Genomic DNA, 17,577 nt, shown 5'->3' with positions numbered 1-17,577 from the left:
TGACGCCGGTTCAACAACGGGATCAGACTGAGGCGCGTTATTGAACCCACGTACAACTCGCTCAACTGCCGCTGGATCAAGGGAGATCGCGTCATGGCGGAGACGACGACGGCCACGCGGCCGACGGGATTTCGCAGCGCCGAGCTCGGCTGGCCCGAGCTGCACCGCATTCCGCACCCGCCGCGCCGGCTCCCCCTGCTCGGCGACGTGCGGGGCGTCAACCGCGCCACCCCCCTCCAGGACTCCCTGCGCTTCGCCCGCCAACTGGGACCGATCTACCGGCGCAAGGCGTTCAACCGGGAGTTCGTGTTCACCTGGGGCGCCGAGCTGGTGGCGGACCTGGCGGACGAGTCGCGGTTCGCCAAGCACGTGGGCCTCGGGGTGGCCAATCTGCGGCCGGTCGCCGGCGACGGGCTGTTCACGGCCTACAACCACGAGCCGAACTGGCAGCTGGCGCACGACGTGCTGGCACCGGGCTTCAGCCGGGAGGCGATGGAGGCCTACCACCCGATGATGCTGGCCGTGGCGGGGAGGCTGACGGACCACTGGGACCGCGAGCAGGTGGCGGGCCGTTCGGTGGACGTGCCCGGGGACATGACCAAGCTGACCCTGGAGACCATCGCGCGGACCGGGTTCGGGCACGACTTCGGCTCCTTCGAGCGGGACCGGCCGCACCCCTTCGTGACGGCGATGGTGGGCACCCTGACCTACGCGCAACGCCTCAACTCCGTCCCCTTTCCCGCTCTGCTACGGCGGGCCGCGCGGCGCAACGCGGACGACATCGCCTACCTCAACCGCATGGTCGACGACCTGGTCAGGGCCCGGCGCGCGGCGGGCGGGGACGGCGACCTTCTCGACCGGATGCTGGAGACCGCCCACCCGGAGACCGGTGAGCGGCTGTCCCCGGAAAACGTCCGCCGCCAGGTCATCACCTTCCTGGTGGCGGGGCACGAGACCACCTCGGGTGCGCTCTCCTTCGCCCTGCACTACCTCTCCCGCCACCCCGAGGTCGCGGCACGCGCGCGTGCCGAGGTGGACCGCGTCTGGGGCGCCACCGACGTGCCGGGGTACGACCAGGTGGCGAAGCTGCGCTACGTACGCCGGGTGCTGGACGAGTCGCTGCGGCTGTGGCCGACGGCGCCCGCGTTCGCCCGGGAGGCCGTCGAGGACACCCTGCTGGCCGGGCGGTATCCGATGCGCCGGGGCGCGTGGACGCTGGTGCTCACGCCGATGCTGCAACGCGATCCCGAGGTGTGGGGCGCCGACGCCGAGCGGTTCGACCCGGACCGCTTCGACCCCAAGGCCGTACGGTCGCGCCCTCCGCATGTCTTCAAGCCGTTCGGCACCGGGGCACGGGCCTGCATCGGGCGCCAGTTCGCGCTGCATGAGGCCACGCTGGTGCTCGGCCTGCTGCTGCGCCGCTACGAGCTGCGGGCCGACCCCGACTACCGGCTCAGCGTGACCGAGCGGCTGACGCTGATGCCGGAGGGGCTGCGGCTGCACCTGGAGCGGCGGGCGGTCGCGGGCGCTACGGCCGCCCCCGTGGCGGATCTCGACGAGGCTTCGTCCTCGTTGTCACGCTGTCCAGTGCACAGGGCGGGTGACTGAGCCCGGCAGCCGGGTGCCGGCGCTGCCCCGGGCCGCGTTCAGCTGGGGCTGAGTGAGGAAGAACGCGCCGGTGAGGTCCGCGTCCGTCAGATCGGCGTCGCGCAGGTCGGCGCCGATCAGGTCCGCGCCGCGCAGGTCGGCGCCCGTGAGGTCGGCCGCTATGAGGTAGGCACCACGGAGACTGGCCCCGCGCAGATCGGCGCCCTTGAGACGGGCGCCCATCAGGTCGGCGCCCCGGCGGTTCTTCTTCCTGCCGCCGATCCCCGCCCGCACCAGGTCGCTGGTCCGCAGCAGCAGGACGTTGACCTCCTGCCGGTGCGCGGGGACGTCCAGCGCGGTCAGTTCCTCGGCGGTGCCCCGGGTCAGCGCCTCGGTGCGCTCCAGCATGCGGCGCAGATCGGCGTGGACCGGTCGGGCGGCGGGCAGGGTGAGCGCCTCGGTGAGATACCAGAGCAGTTCGTGGAGCTGGCGCACGACGGGGAAGACGTCGAACATCCGGCGGGCGTCCTCGCGGGGACCGGTGCGCCAGTCCCGGCCGCCGAAGGTGATCTGCGAGACCTTCTGCCCCGCGCCGAAGCAGTCGTAGACCGTGCAGCCGGTGTAACCCTCGTCCCGCAGCTTGGCGTGGATGCCGCACCGGTGGTCGTCGCGCAGATTGGGGCAGGGTGTGCCGGCCGGCTTGTCGCGGGCGAAGTCCGCGGAGGCGGCGAAGGGCAGGGCGACACAGCACAGGCCGAAGCACCGCGCGCAGTCGCCACTGAGGTCGATCATCTGTTCTGGCATCACGGCCAGCCTAACGGCCCCGCGGACGGCCGGACGGCCGGGAACTCACCGATGAGTTCCTGTCGATGTGGGGCTCTCCTCATCCAACGGAAAACAAGCTCGGCTACCACAGAGACAGCGGCCGAACGAGGCAGGAGCCGAACGCATCGAGGAGACGTCATGTGCATCCACCAGCCCCCGTGCCCCACTGTCGACAGCCCTGAGCACCACACCGCGGTGATCGTCTCGGCCCATCCCGAACAGGGCTGGAGCCTGTTGTGCGACGGCACCATCGTCTTCGACGACACCGGTGAACTCCTGCCGGACGGACGGGTCGTGGGCCCGCGCCGCACACCCGGCGTGCCGGCCGTGGCCGCCTGAGTCGGCGGGCGGTCGGGCGACCTGCTCGGGGGCGGCCAGGTTGTGCGGGGCACGGGTCAATAACGTTGCGCCTTGGCCAGCTTGGGCGTCAGCACCGGCTGGGCCGGCTTGCGGCTGACGGCGACGGGCTGCGCCTTCTCCCCCGGCTTCAGGTCCTCGGCGCCGACGTACCGGGTCTCCACCACCTTGCCCGACGAGTCGAGGAAGTCGACCTGGACGGCGTACGAGGCCGTTTTGCCGGTCTTGTTGGTGATGGTGACGACGACGGCGAGCAGGCCGCCGGTCTCTGAGCGCGGCTTGCCGGTCATGGTGACCTCGGACATGGCGTTGCCCTGTCCGTCGACCTTGGCGAGTTCTGTCCGGGCCGCCTTGTTGGCACGTTCCGTCTCGGCGGAGACGGATGCCTCGAAGGAGGAGGCGGCCGCCGAGGCGGACGCGGCCCGTTCGGAGACCTGGGCCCGCACGGAGGCCTTGGCGGACGCGAGCGCGGAGGCCGCGTTGCCGGAGAAGGACGCCGTGTCCGGGGCGGTGGGCGTCACCGAGGAGGTCGACGAGCCCCCGGAGCTGTCGTCGCACGCGACCAGCGTGAGCGTGCCGGCTGCGGCCAGGGCCACGGCGAGGGCGGCGATCCGGGACCGTCCGTGGGGTGACGGTGTGCTCATCGACTGACGTCCTCTCAGCTCCGGCGTCGACACTCGACCGAAATGAACCCTATGTCGGATTCCGAGGCCCGGCATGTCGTCGGTCGCCGGGCCTCCCGGGGCGCCGTCGTCAGACCCCGTCGCGACTGAGGGCGAGCAGCCGGTCCAGGACGCGGGGGCCGCCCGCGCGGACGCCGTCGTGCTCGAACTCGTCCGTCACCCAGGTGCGCAGACCGCGGATCGCGCGGGCGGTCTCAAGGGAATGAGCGGTGTCGACGTACATGTCGTCGTGGTAGACGGCGGCGGCGACCGGGACCTCGTTGGCGGCGAGGCGGGCCGGGTCGTACAGGGGCTGCCAGTCGGTGCGGGCGGCGAGGAGGTCGGCGGTCTCGCGCAGCGGCCGCAGGGAGGGGTCGCAGTCGAACATCCACGGGTGGATGGACTCCCCCGTGAACAGCAGCGGCTCGTCGCCGGCGAGGGACTTGGCCGCGTCGAACTGCGGGAACTCGGCGCGCACCCGTTCGGCCGACCAGGCGGTGGGGCGCTCGTCCTGGGCGTAGACGGCCTCGTGGACGAGGGCGTACAGCGGGTGGGACGCGTACGAGAGGAGTCCCTGGACCTCTTCCTGGAACGCGTCGGAGAGTTCCGGGCCCCGCGGAGTGCGGACGAAGGCGTGCTCCAGGAGGAAGTGCAGGCGGTGGCTGCCCTCGCTGCCGCCGAGGAGGATGCCGAGCGACTGGAAGGCCTCGACGGTCAGCCGGTAGCCGTTCGGCAGGGTCACCTCGTGCGTGAGGAGGTGGTCGGCGATACGGCGGGCCCGCTCGACGTCCTGCGGGTAGCGGGCGTAGTGCGCGGCGACCTTGCGCTCCACCCGCGGGTAGGCGGCCCGGTAGACGTCGTCGGCGTGGGCGTCGAGGGAGGGCAGGCCGCCGGTGAGGACGGCGGCGGCGAGGCCCTCGGGGGCGAGGGACAGATAGGTCGTCGCGCAGAAGCCGCCGAAGCTCTGGCCGAGGACGGTCCAGGGGGCGCCGCCGGTGACCTCGGCGCGGATCGCCTCGCAGTCGCGGACGATGGAGTCGGCGCGGAAGCGGGCCAGGTAGTCGGCCTGTTCGGCGGGGCCGCCGCGCAGCGGGAGGGTCTGGCGGTTGGCGGGGCTGGAGTGGCCGGTGCCGCGCTGGTCGAGCAGGAGGACGCGGTACTCCTTCAGGGCCCGGCCGAACCAGGCTCCCTTGCCGACGAAACGGTTCGCCCCGAAGCCGGGGCCGCCCTGGAGGTAGACCAGCCACGGCAGGTTCTGGCCCACCTTGTCGCTCGCGACGGCCTCGCGGGAGTAGAGCTCGATCGTCTCCCCGGCCGGGTCGTCGTGGTCGAGGGGGACGGTGAAGCGGCGGTCGGTGAGGACGAGGCCGGGCTGGCGGTAGGTCGCGGTCAACAGGGCTCCCGGGACGGACGGATTCTTCAGGGCGCGTCCCAGTTCAGCACATGTTCGTCCGCCGTCCGACCCCTTCGATCATGAAATCTTACTGACTCTCCGGTCAGCGGGCGGCCAGGCTGGAGCGCCGCACGACCAGCTCGGGCTGGAGCACCACCCGGCGGTGCTCGTGCCGCTTGCCGGTGGTCTCCGCCTCCGTCTCCTCCAGGAGCAGTTCGGCGGCCAGGGCGCCCATCGTGACGGCGGGCTGACGGACCGAGGTGAGCGGGACGGCCGCCGCGGCGGCGAACTCGATGTCGTCGTAGCCGACGATGGCGAGGTCGTCGGGGACCGTGACCCCGGCCGCATACATGGCCTGCAGGACGCCGAGGGCGAGCAGGTCGTTGGCGCAGAACACGGCGGTCGGGCGGTCGGCGAGGCCGAGGAGACGGGCGCCGGCGTCCCGGCCCGCGGCCACGTCGAGCCGTTCGGTGGGCAGCTCGCGCAGGTTGCCGGGGCCCAGACCCGCCTCGGCGAGGGCGCTGAGGGCGCCGGTGCGGCGGTCGCGGACCTGGTTGAGTCCGGGCGGGCCGCTGACGTAGGCGATGGAGCGGTGCCCGGCGTCCACGAGGTGGCGTACGGCGAGCGCGCCGCCCGCGACGTCGTCGACGGAGACCGAGCACTCCGTGGTGCCCTCGGCGACCCGGTCGACGAGCACGAAGGGGATGCCGTGACGGCGGAAGGACTCGATGCTGCGGCCTGAGGCGTCGGTCGGGGTGAGCAGGACGCCGCGCACCCGCTGCTCGGCGAAGAGGGACAGGTACTCCGCCTCCTCGCTCGCGCTCTGAGCGCTGTTGCAGACCATCACGCCGAGGCCGTCCTCGCGGGCGGCCCGCTCGGCGCCGCGCGCGACGTCGACGAAGAAGGGGTTGCCCATGTCGAGCACGAGCAGACCCATGATCCGGCTCCGGCCCGCGCGCAGCTGACGCGCGGACTCGCTGCGGACGTAGCCGAGCCGGTCTATCGCGGACAGGACGCGCGCCCGGGTCTCGGTGGCGACGGAGTCCGGACGATTGATGACGTTCGAGACCGTGCCGACGGAGACTCCGGCGGCGCGGGCGACGTCCTTGATACCCACCGACTGGGCCATCGGGCAAGGACCTCCAGGAAGAGGGGGGCGGCAGGACGACCTTCACATTATCGTCGAGCCGCCCCCACACCGGTCACGATCAGGCGGGCAACGCGAAGTCGACCACGTGGAGCGCCGAGGGGGTCGTACCGCTCGACTTCTCCTGGTACATGAACGACAGCACGTTGTCCTGCGCGATCCGCATCTCGTCGATCACGACCTCGCCGAAGGCGTTGAGGCCGCTGCCGTCGAAGAGGATCTTCCAGTCGGTGTAACCGGACGCCTTGGAGGCGGCGGCGATCCGGCCGAAAGGGAAGACCGCGTAGGCGTTGTCGTACTTGTCCAGGATCAGCTTGGTGCGCTGGCTGGAGCCGAGCACGACCGGGATCTCGGTCTTCTGCCAGGTGCCCGAGGAGTTCTTGCGGACGTGGAAGGCGCGGCCGTTGGCGGTGCGGTCGGCGACGTAGTTCGTGGTGCACTGGCCGAAGCGGCCGGGGACGTAACTGATGATCGCGTGCGGCAGGCCGGTGGAGTCGGTGAACTGGCTCTCCTGGTTCATCAGGGAGTGGTCCGGGTTCAGCGCGTCGACGACCAGGCCGGAGTCGGTGACGGCGACCGTGTCGGAGCCGCCGGTGGTGCCGACCACGGCGCCCGCGTTGTTGCGCCAGGTGCGGCCGCGGTCGTCGGAGTAGACGTAGCCGGTGTCGTGGTTGGTGATGCCGCCGCTGTTGCACATCACGGCGCCGTTCTGCTCGCGCCAGGTGAAGAAGGAGTGCAGCCGGCCGTTCCGGTCGTAGTCGATGCCGTGCAGGTACATGTTGCGGGCCGTCGAGGAGCCGTGCTCGCTGGTGTAGGTGCCCGTGGAGGCGGACCACTCGCCGAGGTTGGTCCAGGCCGAACCGTCGTACTCCGCCAGCGCGTTGCGGCCGTTGCCCGATATCCCGGCCCGGTAGCTGAGCTGGAGCTTGCCGTCGGGGGTCGAGACGAACTGGGGGTAGGTGAACTGACTCGTCAGCGCCAGGCCGTCCAGGGTGGACTGGGGTGCGCCGAAGCGGGCCGCGGTCCAGCTCAGCCCTGCCGGGTTGTCCATGAGGCCCGCGACCGACTTGACGTAGGTGAAGCCGTCGCTGTGCGAGTCCATGTTGAGGTGGAGGCGGCCGTCCACCTTGGAGACGCCCATGGAGATGACGTTGTGGGAGTCGCTGGTCTTGAGGGTGTGGCCGACCTGGACGGTGGACCAGGTGCTCCCGCCGAGGACGCGGCGGCCGACGACGGCGTTCTTGTCGGCGGTGTACCAGACGGCGTACTGGTAGCCCTTGTAGGTCAGCAGGCCGTTCTTCTGGAACGAGTTGTTGTTGACGAGGCCGTCGTAGGAGACGAAGAAGACGGCCTGGCTGTCGAGCGTGGTGGTGCCGGTCCGGGTGACGGAGGGACCGGGGTCGGCGGCGCGGGCGGTACCGCCGGTGAGCGCGGAGGTGGACATGGCGGACACGATGGCACCTGCGAGCAGCGTGCGTCTTCTCATGGAGCGGCTCCTGCGGTCCTGATGAGGCCTTACGGGGAGGGGTCAGGCGAGGTGGAACACCTCGGTGAGCGGTTTCATCGCCTCGTCGGGGCGGGCTCCGTCGAGGGACTCGAAGAACTCGCCCATCTCGGCCTGCCAGCGGGCGTTGACCTCGGTGGCTTCCATACCGGCCTTGGCGGCCTCGAAGTCCTCGGTCTCCAGGTAGCCGACGAGCAGGCCGTCCTCGCGCACGAAGAGCGAGTAGTTGTGCCAGCCGGTGGCCGAGAGCGCTTCGAGCATCTCGGGCCACACGGCGGCGTGGCGTTCGCGGTACTCGGCGAGCCGGTCCTCACGGACCTTGAGGAGGAAACAGACGCGCTGCATGAAGTACCGCTCCTTCGACGGGAGATCAGAAGTTGAACTGGTCGATGTTCTTGGCGTCGAACACGGTCGGCTTGCCGAGGCTGATCACGCCGTCCTTGCCGATGGCGTACGTGGTGCCGCCGGCCTTGAAGGTCTCGCCCTCCTTGCCGGTGATCTGACCGGAGGACAGGGCGACGGCGGTCTGCGCGGCCAGGGCGCCGAGCTTCGCCGGGTCCCACAGCTCGAACGCCTCGACGGTGCCGTTCTTGACGTACTTGCGCATGTCGTTGGGGGTGCCGAGGCCGGTCAGCTTGACCTTGCCCTTGTACTTGGAGCCGGAGAGGTACTGGGCGGCGGCCTTGATGCCGACGGTGGTCGGGGAGATGATCCCCTTCAGGTTCGGGTACTGCTGGAGCAGGCCCTGGGTCTGCTGGAAGGACTGCTGGGCGTCGTCGTTGCCGTACGCGACCTTGACGAGCTTGATGTTCTTGTACTTGTCGCCCTTCAGCTCGTCCTTCATGAAGTCGATCCAGGTGTTCTGGTTCGTCGCCGTCTGGGCGGCGGACAGGATCGCGATCTCGCCCTTGTAGCCGATCTGCTCGGCGAGCAGCTGCACCTCGGTACGGCCCAGGTCCTCGGCGGAGGCCTGCGAGACGAAGGCGTTGCGGCACTCCGGCTTGGTGTCGGAGTCGTAGGTGACGACCTTGATGTCGTTCGACATGGCCTGCTTGAGGGCGGTGCACAGGGCTCCCGGGTCCTGCGCGGACACGGCCATCGCGTTGACCTGCTGCTGGGTGAGCGTGTTGACGTAGGAGACCTGCCCGGCGGTGTCGGTGGCGCTGGACGGGCCGACCTCCTTGTACTTGCTGCCCAGTTCGGTCAGCGCCTTCTCGCCGCCCTTGTCCGCGGAGGTGAAGTACGGGTTGTTGACCTGCTTGGGCAGGAAGCCGACGGTCAGGCCCTTCTTCGTGGCCGCGTTCGGGTCGGCCTTGGCCGTGGAGGCCGCCGAGGCGCCCTCGTCCTGCACGTCCTTCTTGGTGGTGCCGCCGCACGCGGTGAGCGCGAGGGCGAGGGAGGTGCCGGCGGCGAGGGCCGCGCAGGCACGGCGGAGCGATGACTTACGCATGACGGTTTCCTTTGAACGAGGGTGAGCTGAGACGCGCCCAAGGGGCGCGGGGAACTGCGCGACCAGCCACGACGGACCGGCAGCTGACATACGGCCTATCCAGCGGAGCGTGCCGCCCTCGCAACCGAGATCTGCCGTGCGACCCGCGGGCCGAGCACGGAGAGGACGAGCAGAACGCCGGTGACGACGATCTGGGACTGGGCGGAGACGTCCTGGAGGCTCATCACGTTCTGCAGGGCGCCGAGGAGGAAGACTCCCGCGATCGCGCCGCCGAGCGTGCCCTTGCCGCCGTCGAAGTCGATGCCGCCCAGCAACACGGCCGCCACGACGGAGAGTTCGAGTCCCGTGGCGTTGTCGTAGCGGGCGCTGGCGTAGTGCAGCGCCCAGAAGATGCCGGTGAGCGAGGCCATCAGGCCCGTCACCGTGAACAGGATGAGCTTCTGGCGCTTGACCCGGATGCCGGCGAACCGCGCGGCCTCCTCGCTCGCGCCGGTCGCGAACACCGACCGCCCGAACGGCGTGGCGTGCAGGACGACCACGGCGATCGCGAGCAGGACGAGGAAGGGCAGGAAGGCCTGCGGGATGAACGTGTCGCCGACCCGGCCCGCCGCGAAGTCCAGGTACTGCGTGGGGAAGTCGGTCACCGCGTCGGAGCCGAGCACGATCTGTGCGATGCCCCGGTAGGCGGCGAGGGTGCCGATGGTGACGGCGAGCGAAGGCAGGCCGAGCCGGGTGACGAGCAGGCCGTTGACCAGCCCGCAGACCACCCCGAGCAGCAGGCAGATCGGGATGATCACCTCGATCGTGAGGCCCTGGTTCCACAGGGCGCCCATCACGGCGCCGGACAGGCCGGCGGTGGAGGCGACCGAGAGGTCGATCTCACCGGAGACCACGAGCATGGTCATCGGCAGGGCGATCAGTGCGATCGGCAGGGTGTTGCCGATCAGGAAGGACAGGTTCAGCGCGTTGCCGAAGCCGTCGACGGTGCCGAAGGACAGCAGCAGGACCACGATCAGGAGCGTGCCGACCACCGTGTCCCAGCGGATCGCACGGCTGAGGGACTCAGGCATGGCGGGCGTTCCTCTTCTTCAGGGCGGAGGCCACGCGCAGCGCGACGACGCGGTCGACCGCGATGGCGAGGATGAGCAGGATGCCGTTGATGGCGAGCACCCAGACCGAGCTGACGCCGAGGGCGGGCAGCACGCTGTTGATGGAGGTCAGCAGCAGGGCGCCGAGCGCCGCGCCGTAGACGCTGCCGGAGCCGCCGGTGAAGACGACACCGCCGACCACGACCGCGCTGACGACGGTCAGTTCGTAGCCGGTGCCGGTGCCGGAGTCGACGTTGCCGAACCGGGCCAGGTACATCGCCCCGGCGAGTCCTGCGAGGCCGCCGCAGAAGGTGTACGCGGCCAGGATCCGCTTGCGCACCGGGATGCCGGCGAGCCGTGCGGCCTCGGGGTTGGAGCCGAGCGCGTACAGCTCGCGTCCGCTGCCGAAGTGCTTGAGGTAGTAGGCGGTGGCGATGAGCACCGCCAGCGCGATCAGCGCCAGCCAGGGCACCGCGGAGATGCCGCCGGAGCCGAAGTTCACGAAGCCGTCCGGGAGATCGGCCGCCGTGATCTGGCGGGAGCCGACCCAGATGGAGTCGATGCCCCGGATGATGTAGAGCGTGCCGAGGGTGACCACCAGCGCGGGTACCTGGCCGAGGCTGACGAGAAGGCCGTTGAGCAGGCCGAAGCCGATGCCGAGCAGGACCGCGAGCACGATCGCCACGACGGGGTTCCCGCCGCCGTGCAGATACGTGCCGGCGGCGAAGGCGCTGATCCCGAGGATGGAGCCGACCGAGAGGTCGACGTTCCTCGTGATGACGACCAGCGACTGGCCGGTGGCGACCAGCACCAGGATCGTGGCGTTCAGCAGCAGGTCCTTGATGCCCTGCTCGGTGAGGAAGTCGCTGTTCCCGATCTGGGTGACGACGATCATCACCAGGAAGACGAGCAGGATGGCGAGCTCGCGCATCTTGAAAACGCGGTCGACGAGCCGGGTGGCACCGGCCTTGGGCACCTCCGCGGGAGGGGCCTGCTGAGGGGTGGTGACCGTCATGCGGCGGCCCTCCCGGTGGCTGCGGCCATCACGGTTTCCTCGGTGGCGTCGGAGCGGGGGATCTCGGCGGTGAGGCGGCCCTCGTGCATCACGAGCACGCGGTCGGCCATGCCGAGGATCTCGGGCAGGTCGGAGGAGATCATCAGGATGGCCACCCCGTCGGCGGCCAGCTCGCTCAGCAGCCGGTGCACCTCGGCCTTGGTGCCGACGTCGATGCCACGGGTCGGCTCGTCGACGATGAGCACCTTGGGGCCGGTGGCCAGCCACTTGGCGAGTACGACCTTCTGCTGGTTGCCGCCCGACAGCGTGTTGACGGTGTCGGCGATCCGGGCGTACTTCACCTGGAGCTTGACGGCCCAGTCGAGGGAGCGGCTGCGTTCGGCGCCGCGGTCCATCAGGCCCGCCTTGACGGTCGTGCGCAGTCCCGTGAGGCCGATGTTGCGCTCGATGGACATGTCCATCACGAGGCCCTGGGCGCGCCGGTCCTCGGGGACCAGGGCGAGGCCGGCGGCCATCGCGGTGGACGGGGCGCCGTTGACCAGCGCCCTGCCGTCCACGGCGACCTCGCCGGCGTCCCAGCGGTCGATGCCGAACACGGCTCGGGCGACCTCGGTACGGCCGGCGCCGACGAGCCCCGCCAGGCCGACGATCTCGCCTCGCCTGACCTCGAACGAGACGTCGGTGAAGACGCCCTCCCGGGTCAGCCGGCTCACCGTGAGCGCGACCTCGCCGGGGCGTACGTCCTGCTTGGGGTAGAGCTCGTCGAGGTCGCGCCCGACCATGCGGCGGACCAGGTCGTCCTCGGTCATGCCCTCGATCGGCTCGCTGGAGATCCAGGCGCCGTCGCGCAGGGTGGTGACCGTCTGGCAGATCTGGAAGATCTCCTCGAGGCGGTGCGAGATGAACAGCACCGCGGCGCCCTGCTCGCGGAGCGCCTTGACGACGCCGAAGAGGCGGGCCACCTCGCTGCCGGTGAGGGCCGCAGTGGGCTCGTCCATGATCAGGACGCGGGCCTCGAAGGACAGCGCCTTGGCGATCTCGACGATCTGCTGGTCGGCGATGGACAGGCCGCGCGCCGGGCGGTCGGGGTCGAGCTCGACCCCGAGGCGCTGCATCAGGGCCAGGGTCGCGGTGTGCGTGGCCTTGTGGTCGATCCGGCCGAGGGCGCGCCGGGGCTGGCGGCCCATGAAGATGTTCTCGGCGATCGACAGGTCGGGGAAGAGTGTGGGCTCCTGGTAGATCACGGCGATGCCGGCGTCGCGGGCGTCACCGGGACCATGGAAGACGACCGGCTCACCGTCGAGCAGCACCTGGCCGGTGTCCGGCCGGTGCACTCCCGCGAGGGTCTTGATGAGGGTCGACTTGCCCGCGCCGTTCTCGCCGGCGAGGGCGTGTACCTCCCCGGGAAACAGCTCCAGGGAGACGTCCCGCAGGGCGCGAACCGCGCCGAAGGACTTCGAGATGTCCCTGAGCGCGAGAACCGGGGCCGGACCCGTGGTGGACGGGTGGGTCATTGGGGGCTCCTCGACGACGCCGGCGGGACGGCCCTCACGGCGTCGTGAAAGGTTTCAACTTGGTTGCCGGGACGTTAGGCATGGAGCGCATGTCACGTCAATGGGTTCGTGTCGAAAAAGTTTCGATGGACTCAGGTCACAGGGGGGTCACGGGCAACAGCCTTGGTCGCAGGGGTTGACACCCCCGCGAGGTCCCCATACTTTCCCGTCTTGAATCGTTTCACAGAGAACCAGTTCGGACAGCCCTCAAGACCCGACGTCACAGGAGCCCTCAAGTGACCGAGCTCGCCGCGGTGAAGGCCGCTCTCAAGACCCAGGCCGTCGAGACGCCGTCGTGGGCGTACGGGAACTCGGGAACCCGCTTCAAGGTGTTCGCCCAGCAGGGCGTACCGCGTACACCGCAGGAGAAGCTGGAGGACGCGGCGCAGGTGCACGCGTTCACCGGGGTGGCCCCGACCGTCGCCCTGCACATCCCGTGGGACAAGGTCGAGGACTACGCGGCGCTCGCGAAGTTCGCCGAGGAGCGGGGCGTGCAGCTGGGCGCCATCAACTCCAACACCTTCCAGGACGACGACTACAAGCTGGGCAGCATCTGCCACCCGGACGCCACCGTGCGGCGGAAGGCGCTGGATCACCTGCTGGAGTGCGTCGACATCATGGACGCCACGGGGTCCACGGACCTGAAGCTGTGGTTCGCCGACGGTACGAACTACCCCGGCCAGGACGATCTGCGGGCCCGGCAGGACCGGCTCGCCGAAGGTCTCTCCGAGGTGTACGACCGGCTGGGCGACGGGCAGCGGATGCTGCTCGAGTACAAGTTCTTCGAGCCGGCGTTCTACTCCACGGACGTGCCGGACTGGGGGACGGCGTACGCGCACTGCCTGAAGCTCGGGGAGAAGGCGCAGGTCGTCGTCGACACCGGGCACCACGCTCCCGGCACCAACATCGAGTTCATCGTGACCACGTTGCTGCGGGAGGGGAAGCTCGGCGGGTTCGACTTCAACTCGCGGTTCTACGCCGACGACGACCTCATGGTGGGGGCGGCTGATCCGTTCCAGCTGTTCCGGATCATGTACGAGGTCATCCGTGGCGGTGGCTTCACGCCCGACGTGGCGTTCATGCTCGACCAGTGCCACAACATCGAGGCGAAGATTCCGGCGATCATCCGGTCGGTGATGAACGTGCAGGAGGCGACGGCGAAGGCGCTGCTGGTCGACCGGGAAGCGCTGTCCGCTGCGCAGGCTTCCGGCGACGTTCTTGAGGCGAACGCGGTGTTGATGGACGCGTACAACACGGATGTGCGGCCGTTGCTTGCGGAGGTGCGTGAGGAGATGGGGCTGGACGCGAATCCGATCGCTGCGTATAAGCGGTCCGGGTGGGCCGAGAAGATCGTGGCTGAGCGGGTTGGCGGGGAGCAGGCCGGGTGGGGGGCGTAAGCGTCTGCCGGGATCTGTCGTATGCGGGGTGCGGGCCGGTTGTGGCTGGTCGCGCAGTTCCCCGCGCCCCTAGGGAAGAACAATCACCCTCTTTGCAGTAAGGACTGGAAGTTCATGGCAACCCATCCCGAAGCCGCCGCCCTGCTCGCCCGTTCCCGTCGGCTTGGCTCCGATCCCCGTAACACCAACTACGCCGGAGGCAACGCGTCCGCCAAGGGCTCCGACACCGATCCCGTCACCGGGGGTGACGTCGAGCTGATGTGGGTCAAGGGGTCCGGGGGTGACCTCGGGACGCTCACCGAGGCGGGACTGGCCGTGTTGCGGCTCGACCGGATGCGGGCGCTAGTCGACGTGTACCCGGGTGTGGAGCGCGAGGACGAGATGGTCGCCGCGTTCGACTACTGCCTGCACGGGAAGGGGGGCGCGGCTCCCTCCATCGACACCGCCATGCACGGGCTCGTCGAGGCCGCGCACGTCGATCATCTGCATCCCGACTCCGGTATCGCGCTCGCCTGTGCCGCCGACGGGGAGAAGCTGACCGCCGAGTGTTTCGGGGACACCGTCGCCTGGGTGCCGTGGCGGCGGCCCGGGTTCCAGCTGGGACTGGACATCGCGGCCATCAAGGCCGCCAACCCGCAGGCGATCGGGGTCGTCCTCGGCGGGCACGGGATCACCGCGTGGGGTGACGCCGCCGAGGAGTGCGAGAAGAACTCGCTGCACATCATCCGGACCGCCGAGAAGTTCCTGGAGGAGCGCGGCAAGGCCGAGCCCTTCGGGCCCGTCGTCGAGGGATACGGCGCCCTGTCCGAGGGCGAGCGCAGGGAGCGGGCAGCCGCCCTCGCGCCGTACGTCCGCGCCCTCGCCTCCCAGGACAAGCCGCAGGTCGGGCACTTCAACGACTCCGAGCCCGTTCTGGAGTTCCTGTCCCGCGCCGAGCACCCGCGGCTCGCCGCGCTCGGCACCTCCTGCCCCGACCACTTCCTGCGGACCAAGGTGCGGCCGCTCGTTCTCGACCTGCCGCCCACCGCTCCGCTGGAGGAGGCCGTCGCGCGGCTCGACGCACTGCACGCCGAGTACCGCGAGGAGTACGCCGCCTACTACCGGCGGCACGCCCTGCCCGACTCCCCCGCCATGCGCGGCGCCGACCCGGCGATCGTGCTGATCCCGGGAGTCGGCATGTTCTCCTTCGGCAAGGACAAGCAGACCGCCCGGGTCGCGGGTGAGTTCTACGTCAACGCGATCAACGTGATGCGGGGCGCCGAGGCGGTCTCGTCGTATGCGCCCATCGAGGAGTCGGAGAAGTTCCGCATCGAGTACTGGGCCCTTGAGGAGGCCAAGCTCCAGCGGATGCCGAAGCCCAAGCCGCTCGCGACCCGGGTCGCACTCGTGACGGGTGCCGGCAGTGGCATCGGGAAGGCCATCGCGCAGCGCCTGGTCGCCGAGGGCGCGTGTGTCGTCGTCGCCGATCTCAACGCCGAGAACGCCGCCGCGGTCGCCGAGGAGCTCGGCGGGCCCGACAAGGCCGTGGCCGTGACCGTCGACGTCACCTCCGAGGAGCAGATCGCCGAGTCGTTCAGGGCCGCGGTGCTGGCCTTCGGCGGGGTGGACCTCGTCGTGAACAACGCCGGTATCTCCATCTCCAAGCCGCTCCTGGAGACCTCCGCCAAGGACTGGGACCTCCAGCACGACATCATGGCGCGCGGTTCCTTCCTGGTGTCGCGGGAGGCGGCCCGGGTGATGATCGCGCAGAAGCTGGGCGGCGACATCGTCTACATCGCCTCCAAGAACGCCGTCTTCGCCGGCCCCAACAACATCGCCTACTCCGCCACCAAGGCCGACCAGGCGCACCAGGTGCGGCTGCTGGCCGCCGAGCTGGGCGAGCACGGTATCCGCGTCAACGGCATCAACCCGGACGGCGTGGTGCGCGGCTCCGGTATCTTCGCCGGCGGCTGGGGCGCCAAGCGGGCCGCGGTGTACGGCGTGGAGGAGGAGAAGCTCGGCGAGTTCTACGCCCAGCGGACCATCCTCAAGCGCGAGGTGCTCCCCGAGCACGTCGCCAACGCCGTCTTCGCGCTGACCGGTGGGGAGTTGACCCACACCACCGGTCTGCACGTCCCCGTCGACGCCGGCGTCGCGGCCGCCTTCCTGCGATGAGCGCGTCCGTGAAGTCGTACGCCGCGGTCGACCTCGGCGCGTCCAGCGGACGGGTCATGGTCGGCCGCGTCGGCCCCGACAGCCTGGAGCTGTCCGAGGCCCACCGGTTCGCGAACCGGCCGGTCCGGGTCCCGGAGGGCCTGCGCTGGGACATCCTCTCGCTGTACGGCGGTGTCCTGGACGGGCTGAAGGCGGCGGGGCAGGTCGACTCGGTCGGCATCGACAGCTGGGCCGTGGACTACGGACTGCTGGACGCCGACGGGGCGTTGCTCGGGAACCCGGTGCACTACCGGGACTCCCGCACCGAGGGGGTCGCGGAGAAGGTGTGGGCGACCGTGCCCGCGCCCGATCTCTATGCGGCGACGGGCTTGCAGTACGCGCCCTTCAACACCCTGTACCAGCTCGTGGCCGATCAACTCGCCGGAGCCCGGCGCCTGTTGCTCATTCCCGATCTGCTGACGTACTGGCTGACCGGCGTGCAGGGCACCGAGCTGACCAACGCCTCGACCACCCAGCTGATCGATCCCCGCACGCGCGGATGGTCGTACGACATCGCCGAGCGGGTCGGGATCGACCTGGAGCTGTTCGCGCCGCTGCGGCAGCCCGGTGATCCGGCGGGGCTGCTGCGGCCCGAGGTGCTGGAGGAGACCGGACTGCGCGGACCCGTGCCGGTGACGGCCGTCGGGTCGCACGACACCGCCTCCGCGGTGGCCGCCGTGCCCGCGTCCGGCGAGCGGTTCGCCTACATCTGCACCGGCACCTGGTCCCTCGCGGGGCTGGAGCTCGACAGGCCCGTGCTGACCGAGGAGAGCCGGGCCGCCAACTTCACCAACGAGCTGGGGCTCGACGGTACGGTCCGCTACCTGCGGAACATCATGGGGCTGTGGCTGCTCCAGGAGTGCGTACGAGCCTGGGGCGACCCTGACCTGGGCGAGCTGCTCCGGGAGGCGGCCAAGGTGCCGGCGCTGCGGTCGGTGGTGGACGCGGGGGACGCCGTGTTCCTCGCGCCGGGCCGGATGCCGGAGCGGATCGCCGAGGCGTGCCGTGCCTCGGGGCAGCCGGTGCCCGCCTCCCCCGCCGAGGTCACGCGCTGCATCCTCGACTCGCTGGCCCTGGCCCACCGCAAGGCGGTCGAGGAGGCGCAGCGGCTGGCCGACCACCCCGTGGACGTGGTGTACGTCGTCGGGGGCGGGACGCGCAACGCCCTGCTGTGCCAGCTGACCGCCGACGCCTGCGGGCTGCCGGTGGTGGCGGGGCCGACCGAAGCGGCGGCGCTGGGGAACGTGCTGGTCCAGGCGCGGGCCCACGGGCTGGTGGGGGACCTCGCGGGCGGGCGTGAGCTGCTCACCCGGACCCAGCCGCTCACCCGGTACGAGCCGCAGGGCGACACCGCGCGCTGGCGCGAGGCCCAGACCCGGCTCGCTGGGGCCTGACCAGGGTCTCCC

The 17,577-nt window shown here is 70.4% G+C and carries 15 protein-coding genes; 5 read left to right on the top strand and 10 right to left on the bottom strand.

The window, feature by feature from the left end:
* The first annotated feature begins 93 nt into the window (after positions 1-93).
* Positions 94-1,608, top strand: a complete 1,515-nt coding sequence (locus ABZT06_RS15280; RefSeq protein ID WP_355740280.1) for a cytochrome P450 — start codon at positions 94-96, stop codon at positions 1,606-1,608.
* Here the strand turns inward: ABZT06_RS15280 and ABZT06_RS15275 are convergent.
* Complete coding sequence (locus ABZT06_RS15275; RefSeq protein ID WP_355740278.1) at positions 1,576-2,391, bottom strand: pentapeptide repeat-containing protein; 816 nt, start codon at positions 2,389-2,391, stop codon at positions 1,576-1,578. The two genes, ABZT06_RS15280 and ABZT06_RS15275, sit on opposite strands and share 33 nt — an antisense overlap.
* A gap of 159 nt (positions 2,392-2,550) precedes the next feature.
* On the opposite strand from ABZT06_RS15275, the gene ABZT06_RS15270 reads away from it, so the two are divergent.
* Complete coding sequence (locus ABZT06_RS15270; protein ID WP_355740276.1) at positions 2,551-2,751, top strand: DUF5999 family protein; 201 nt, start codon at positions 2,551-2,553, stop codon at positions 2,749-2,751.
* A gap of 56 nt (positions 2,752-2,807) precedes the next feature.
* On the opposite strand, the gene ABZT06_RS15265 is transcribed toward ABZT06_RS15270, so the two are convergent.
* The 9 genes from ABZT06_RS15265 to ABZT06_RS15225 form a co-directional block, all read right to left on the bottom strand.
* Positions 2,808-3,413, bottom strand: a complete 606-nt coding sequence (locus tag ABZT06_RS15265) for an FxLYD domain-containing protein (RefSeq protein WP_355740274.1) — start codon at positions 3,411-3,413, stop codon at positions 2,808-2,810.
* Positions 3,414-3,522: 109 nt separating this feature from the next.
* Complete coding sequence (locus ABZT06_RS15260; RefSeq protein WP_355740272.1) at positions 3,523-4,824, bottom strand: alpha/beta fold hydrolase; 1,302 nt, start codon at positions 4,822-4,824, stop codon at positions 3,523-3,525.
* Between the two features lie 103 nt (positions 4,825-4,927).
* Positions 4,928-5,953, bottom strand: a complete 1,026-nt coding sequence (locus tag ABZT06_RS15255; protein ID WP_355740270.1) for a LacI family DNA-binding transcriptional regulator — start codon at positions 5,951-5,953, stop codon at positions 4,928-4,930.
* Positions 5,954-6,032: 79 nt separating this feature from the next.
* Positions 6,033-7,457 carry a BNR repeat-containing protein gene (locus ABZT06_RS15250; protein WP_355740268.1) on the bottom strand — a complete coding sequence of 475 codons (1,425 nt, stop codon included), beginning with the start codon at positions 7,455-7,457 and terminating at the stop codon, positions 6,033-6,035.
* Positions 7,458-7,499: 42 nt separating this feature from the next.
* Positions 7,500-7,820 (bottom strand): L-rhamnose mutarotase, encoded by a 321-nt coding sequence (locus ABZT06_RS15245; RefSeq protein ID WP_355740266.1) that lies wholly within the window; start codon positions 7,818-7,820, stop codon positions 7,500-7,502.
* 25 nt (positions 7,821-7,845) lie between these two features.
* Positions 7,846-8,925, bottom strand: a complete 1,080-nt coding sequence (gene rhaS, locus ABZT06_RS15240; protein WP_355740264.1) for a rhamnose ABC transporter substrate-binding protein — start codon at positions 8,923-8,925, stop codon at positions 7,846-7,848.
* A 95-nt stretch (positions 8,926-9,020) separates the two neighbouring features.
* The gene (locus tag ABZT06_RS15235) at positions 9,021-9,995 is read right to left on the bottom strand and encodes an ABC transporter permease (RefSeq protein ID WP_355740262.1); all 975 of its coding nucleotides are present in this window, start codon (positions 9,993-9,995) and stop codon (positions 9,021-9,023) included.
* Positions 9,988-11,028, bottom strand: a complete 1,041-nt coding sequence (locus ABZT06_RS15230; RefSeq protein WP_355740260.1) for an ABC transporter permease — start codon at positions 11,026-11,028, stop codon at positions 9,988-9,990. Before ABZT06_RS15230 ends, ABZT06_RS15235 begins: the two co-directional genes overlap by 8 nt.
* Positions 11,025-12,542, bottom strand: coding sequence for a sugar ABC transporter ATP-binding protein (locus tag ABZT06_RS15225; protein ID WP_355740258.1), 1,518 nt, complete (start codon positions 12,540-12,542; stop codon positions 11,025-11,027). Before ABZT06_RS15225 ends, ABZT06_RS15230 begins: the two co-directional genes overlap by 4 nt.
* A 275-nt stretch (positions 12,543-12,817) precedes the next feature.
* Between ABZT06_RS15225 and rhaI the strand changes: the two genes are divergently transcribed.
* From rhaI to ABZT06_RS15210, 3 genes are all read left to right on the top strand, one after another.
* Positions 12,818-13,978 (top strand): L-rhamnose isomerase, encoded by a 1,161-nt coding sequence (rhaI, locus tag ABZT06_RS15220; protein WP_355740256.1) that lies wholly within the window; start codon positions 12,818-12,820, stop codon positions 13,976-13,978.
* A 114-nt stretch (positions 13,979-14,092) separates the two neighbouring features.
* Positions 14,093-16,132: a bifunctional aldolase/short-chain dehydrogenase gene (locus ABZT06_RS15215; RefSeq protein ID WP_355740254.1), complete on the top strand. Its 2,040-nt coding sequence runs from the start codon at positions 14,093-14,095 to the stop codon at positions 16,130-16,132.
* A complete protein-coding gene (locus ABZT06_RS15210; RefSeq protein WP_355740252.1) occupies positions 16,129-17,565 on the top strand; it encodes a rhamnulokinase family protein in 1,437 nt (478 codons plus the stop codon). Before ABZT06_RS15215 ends, ABZT06_RS15210 begins: the two co-directional genes overlap by 4 nt.
* The last annotated feature ends 12 nt before the right edge of the window (positions 17,566-17,577 follow it).

Origin of the sequence: Streptomyces sp. NPDC005483, from assembly GCF_040606035.1 — a bacterium.
Taxonomy (GTDB): domain Bacteria; phylum Actinomycetota; class Actinomycetes; order Streptomycetales; family Streptomycetaceae; genus Streptomyces.
This window is presented reverse-complemented; position numbering and strand designations above follow the sequence as displayed.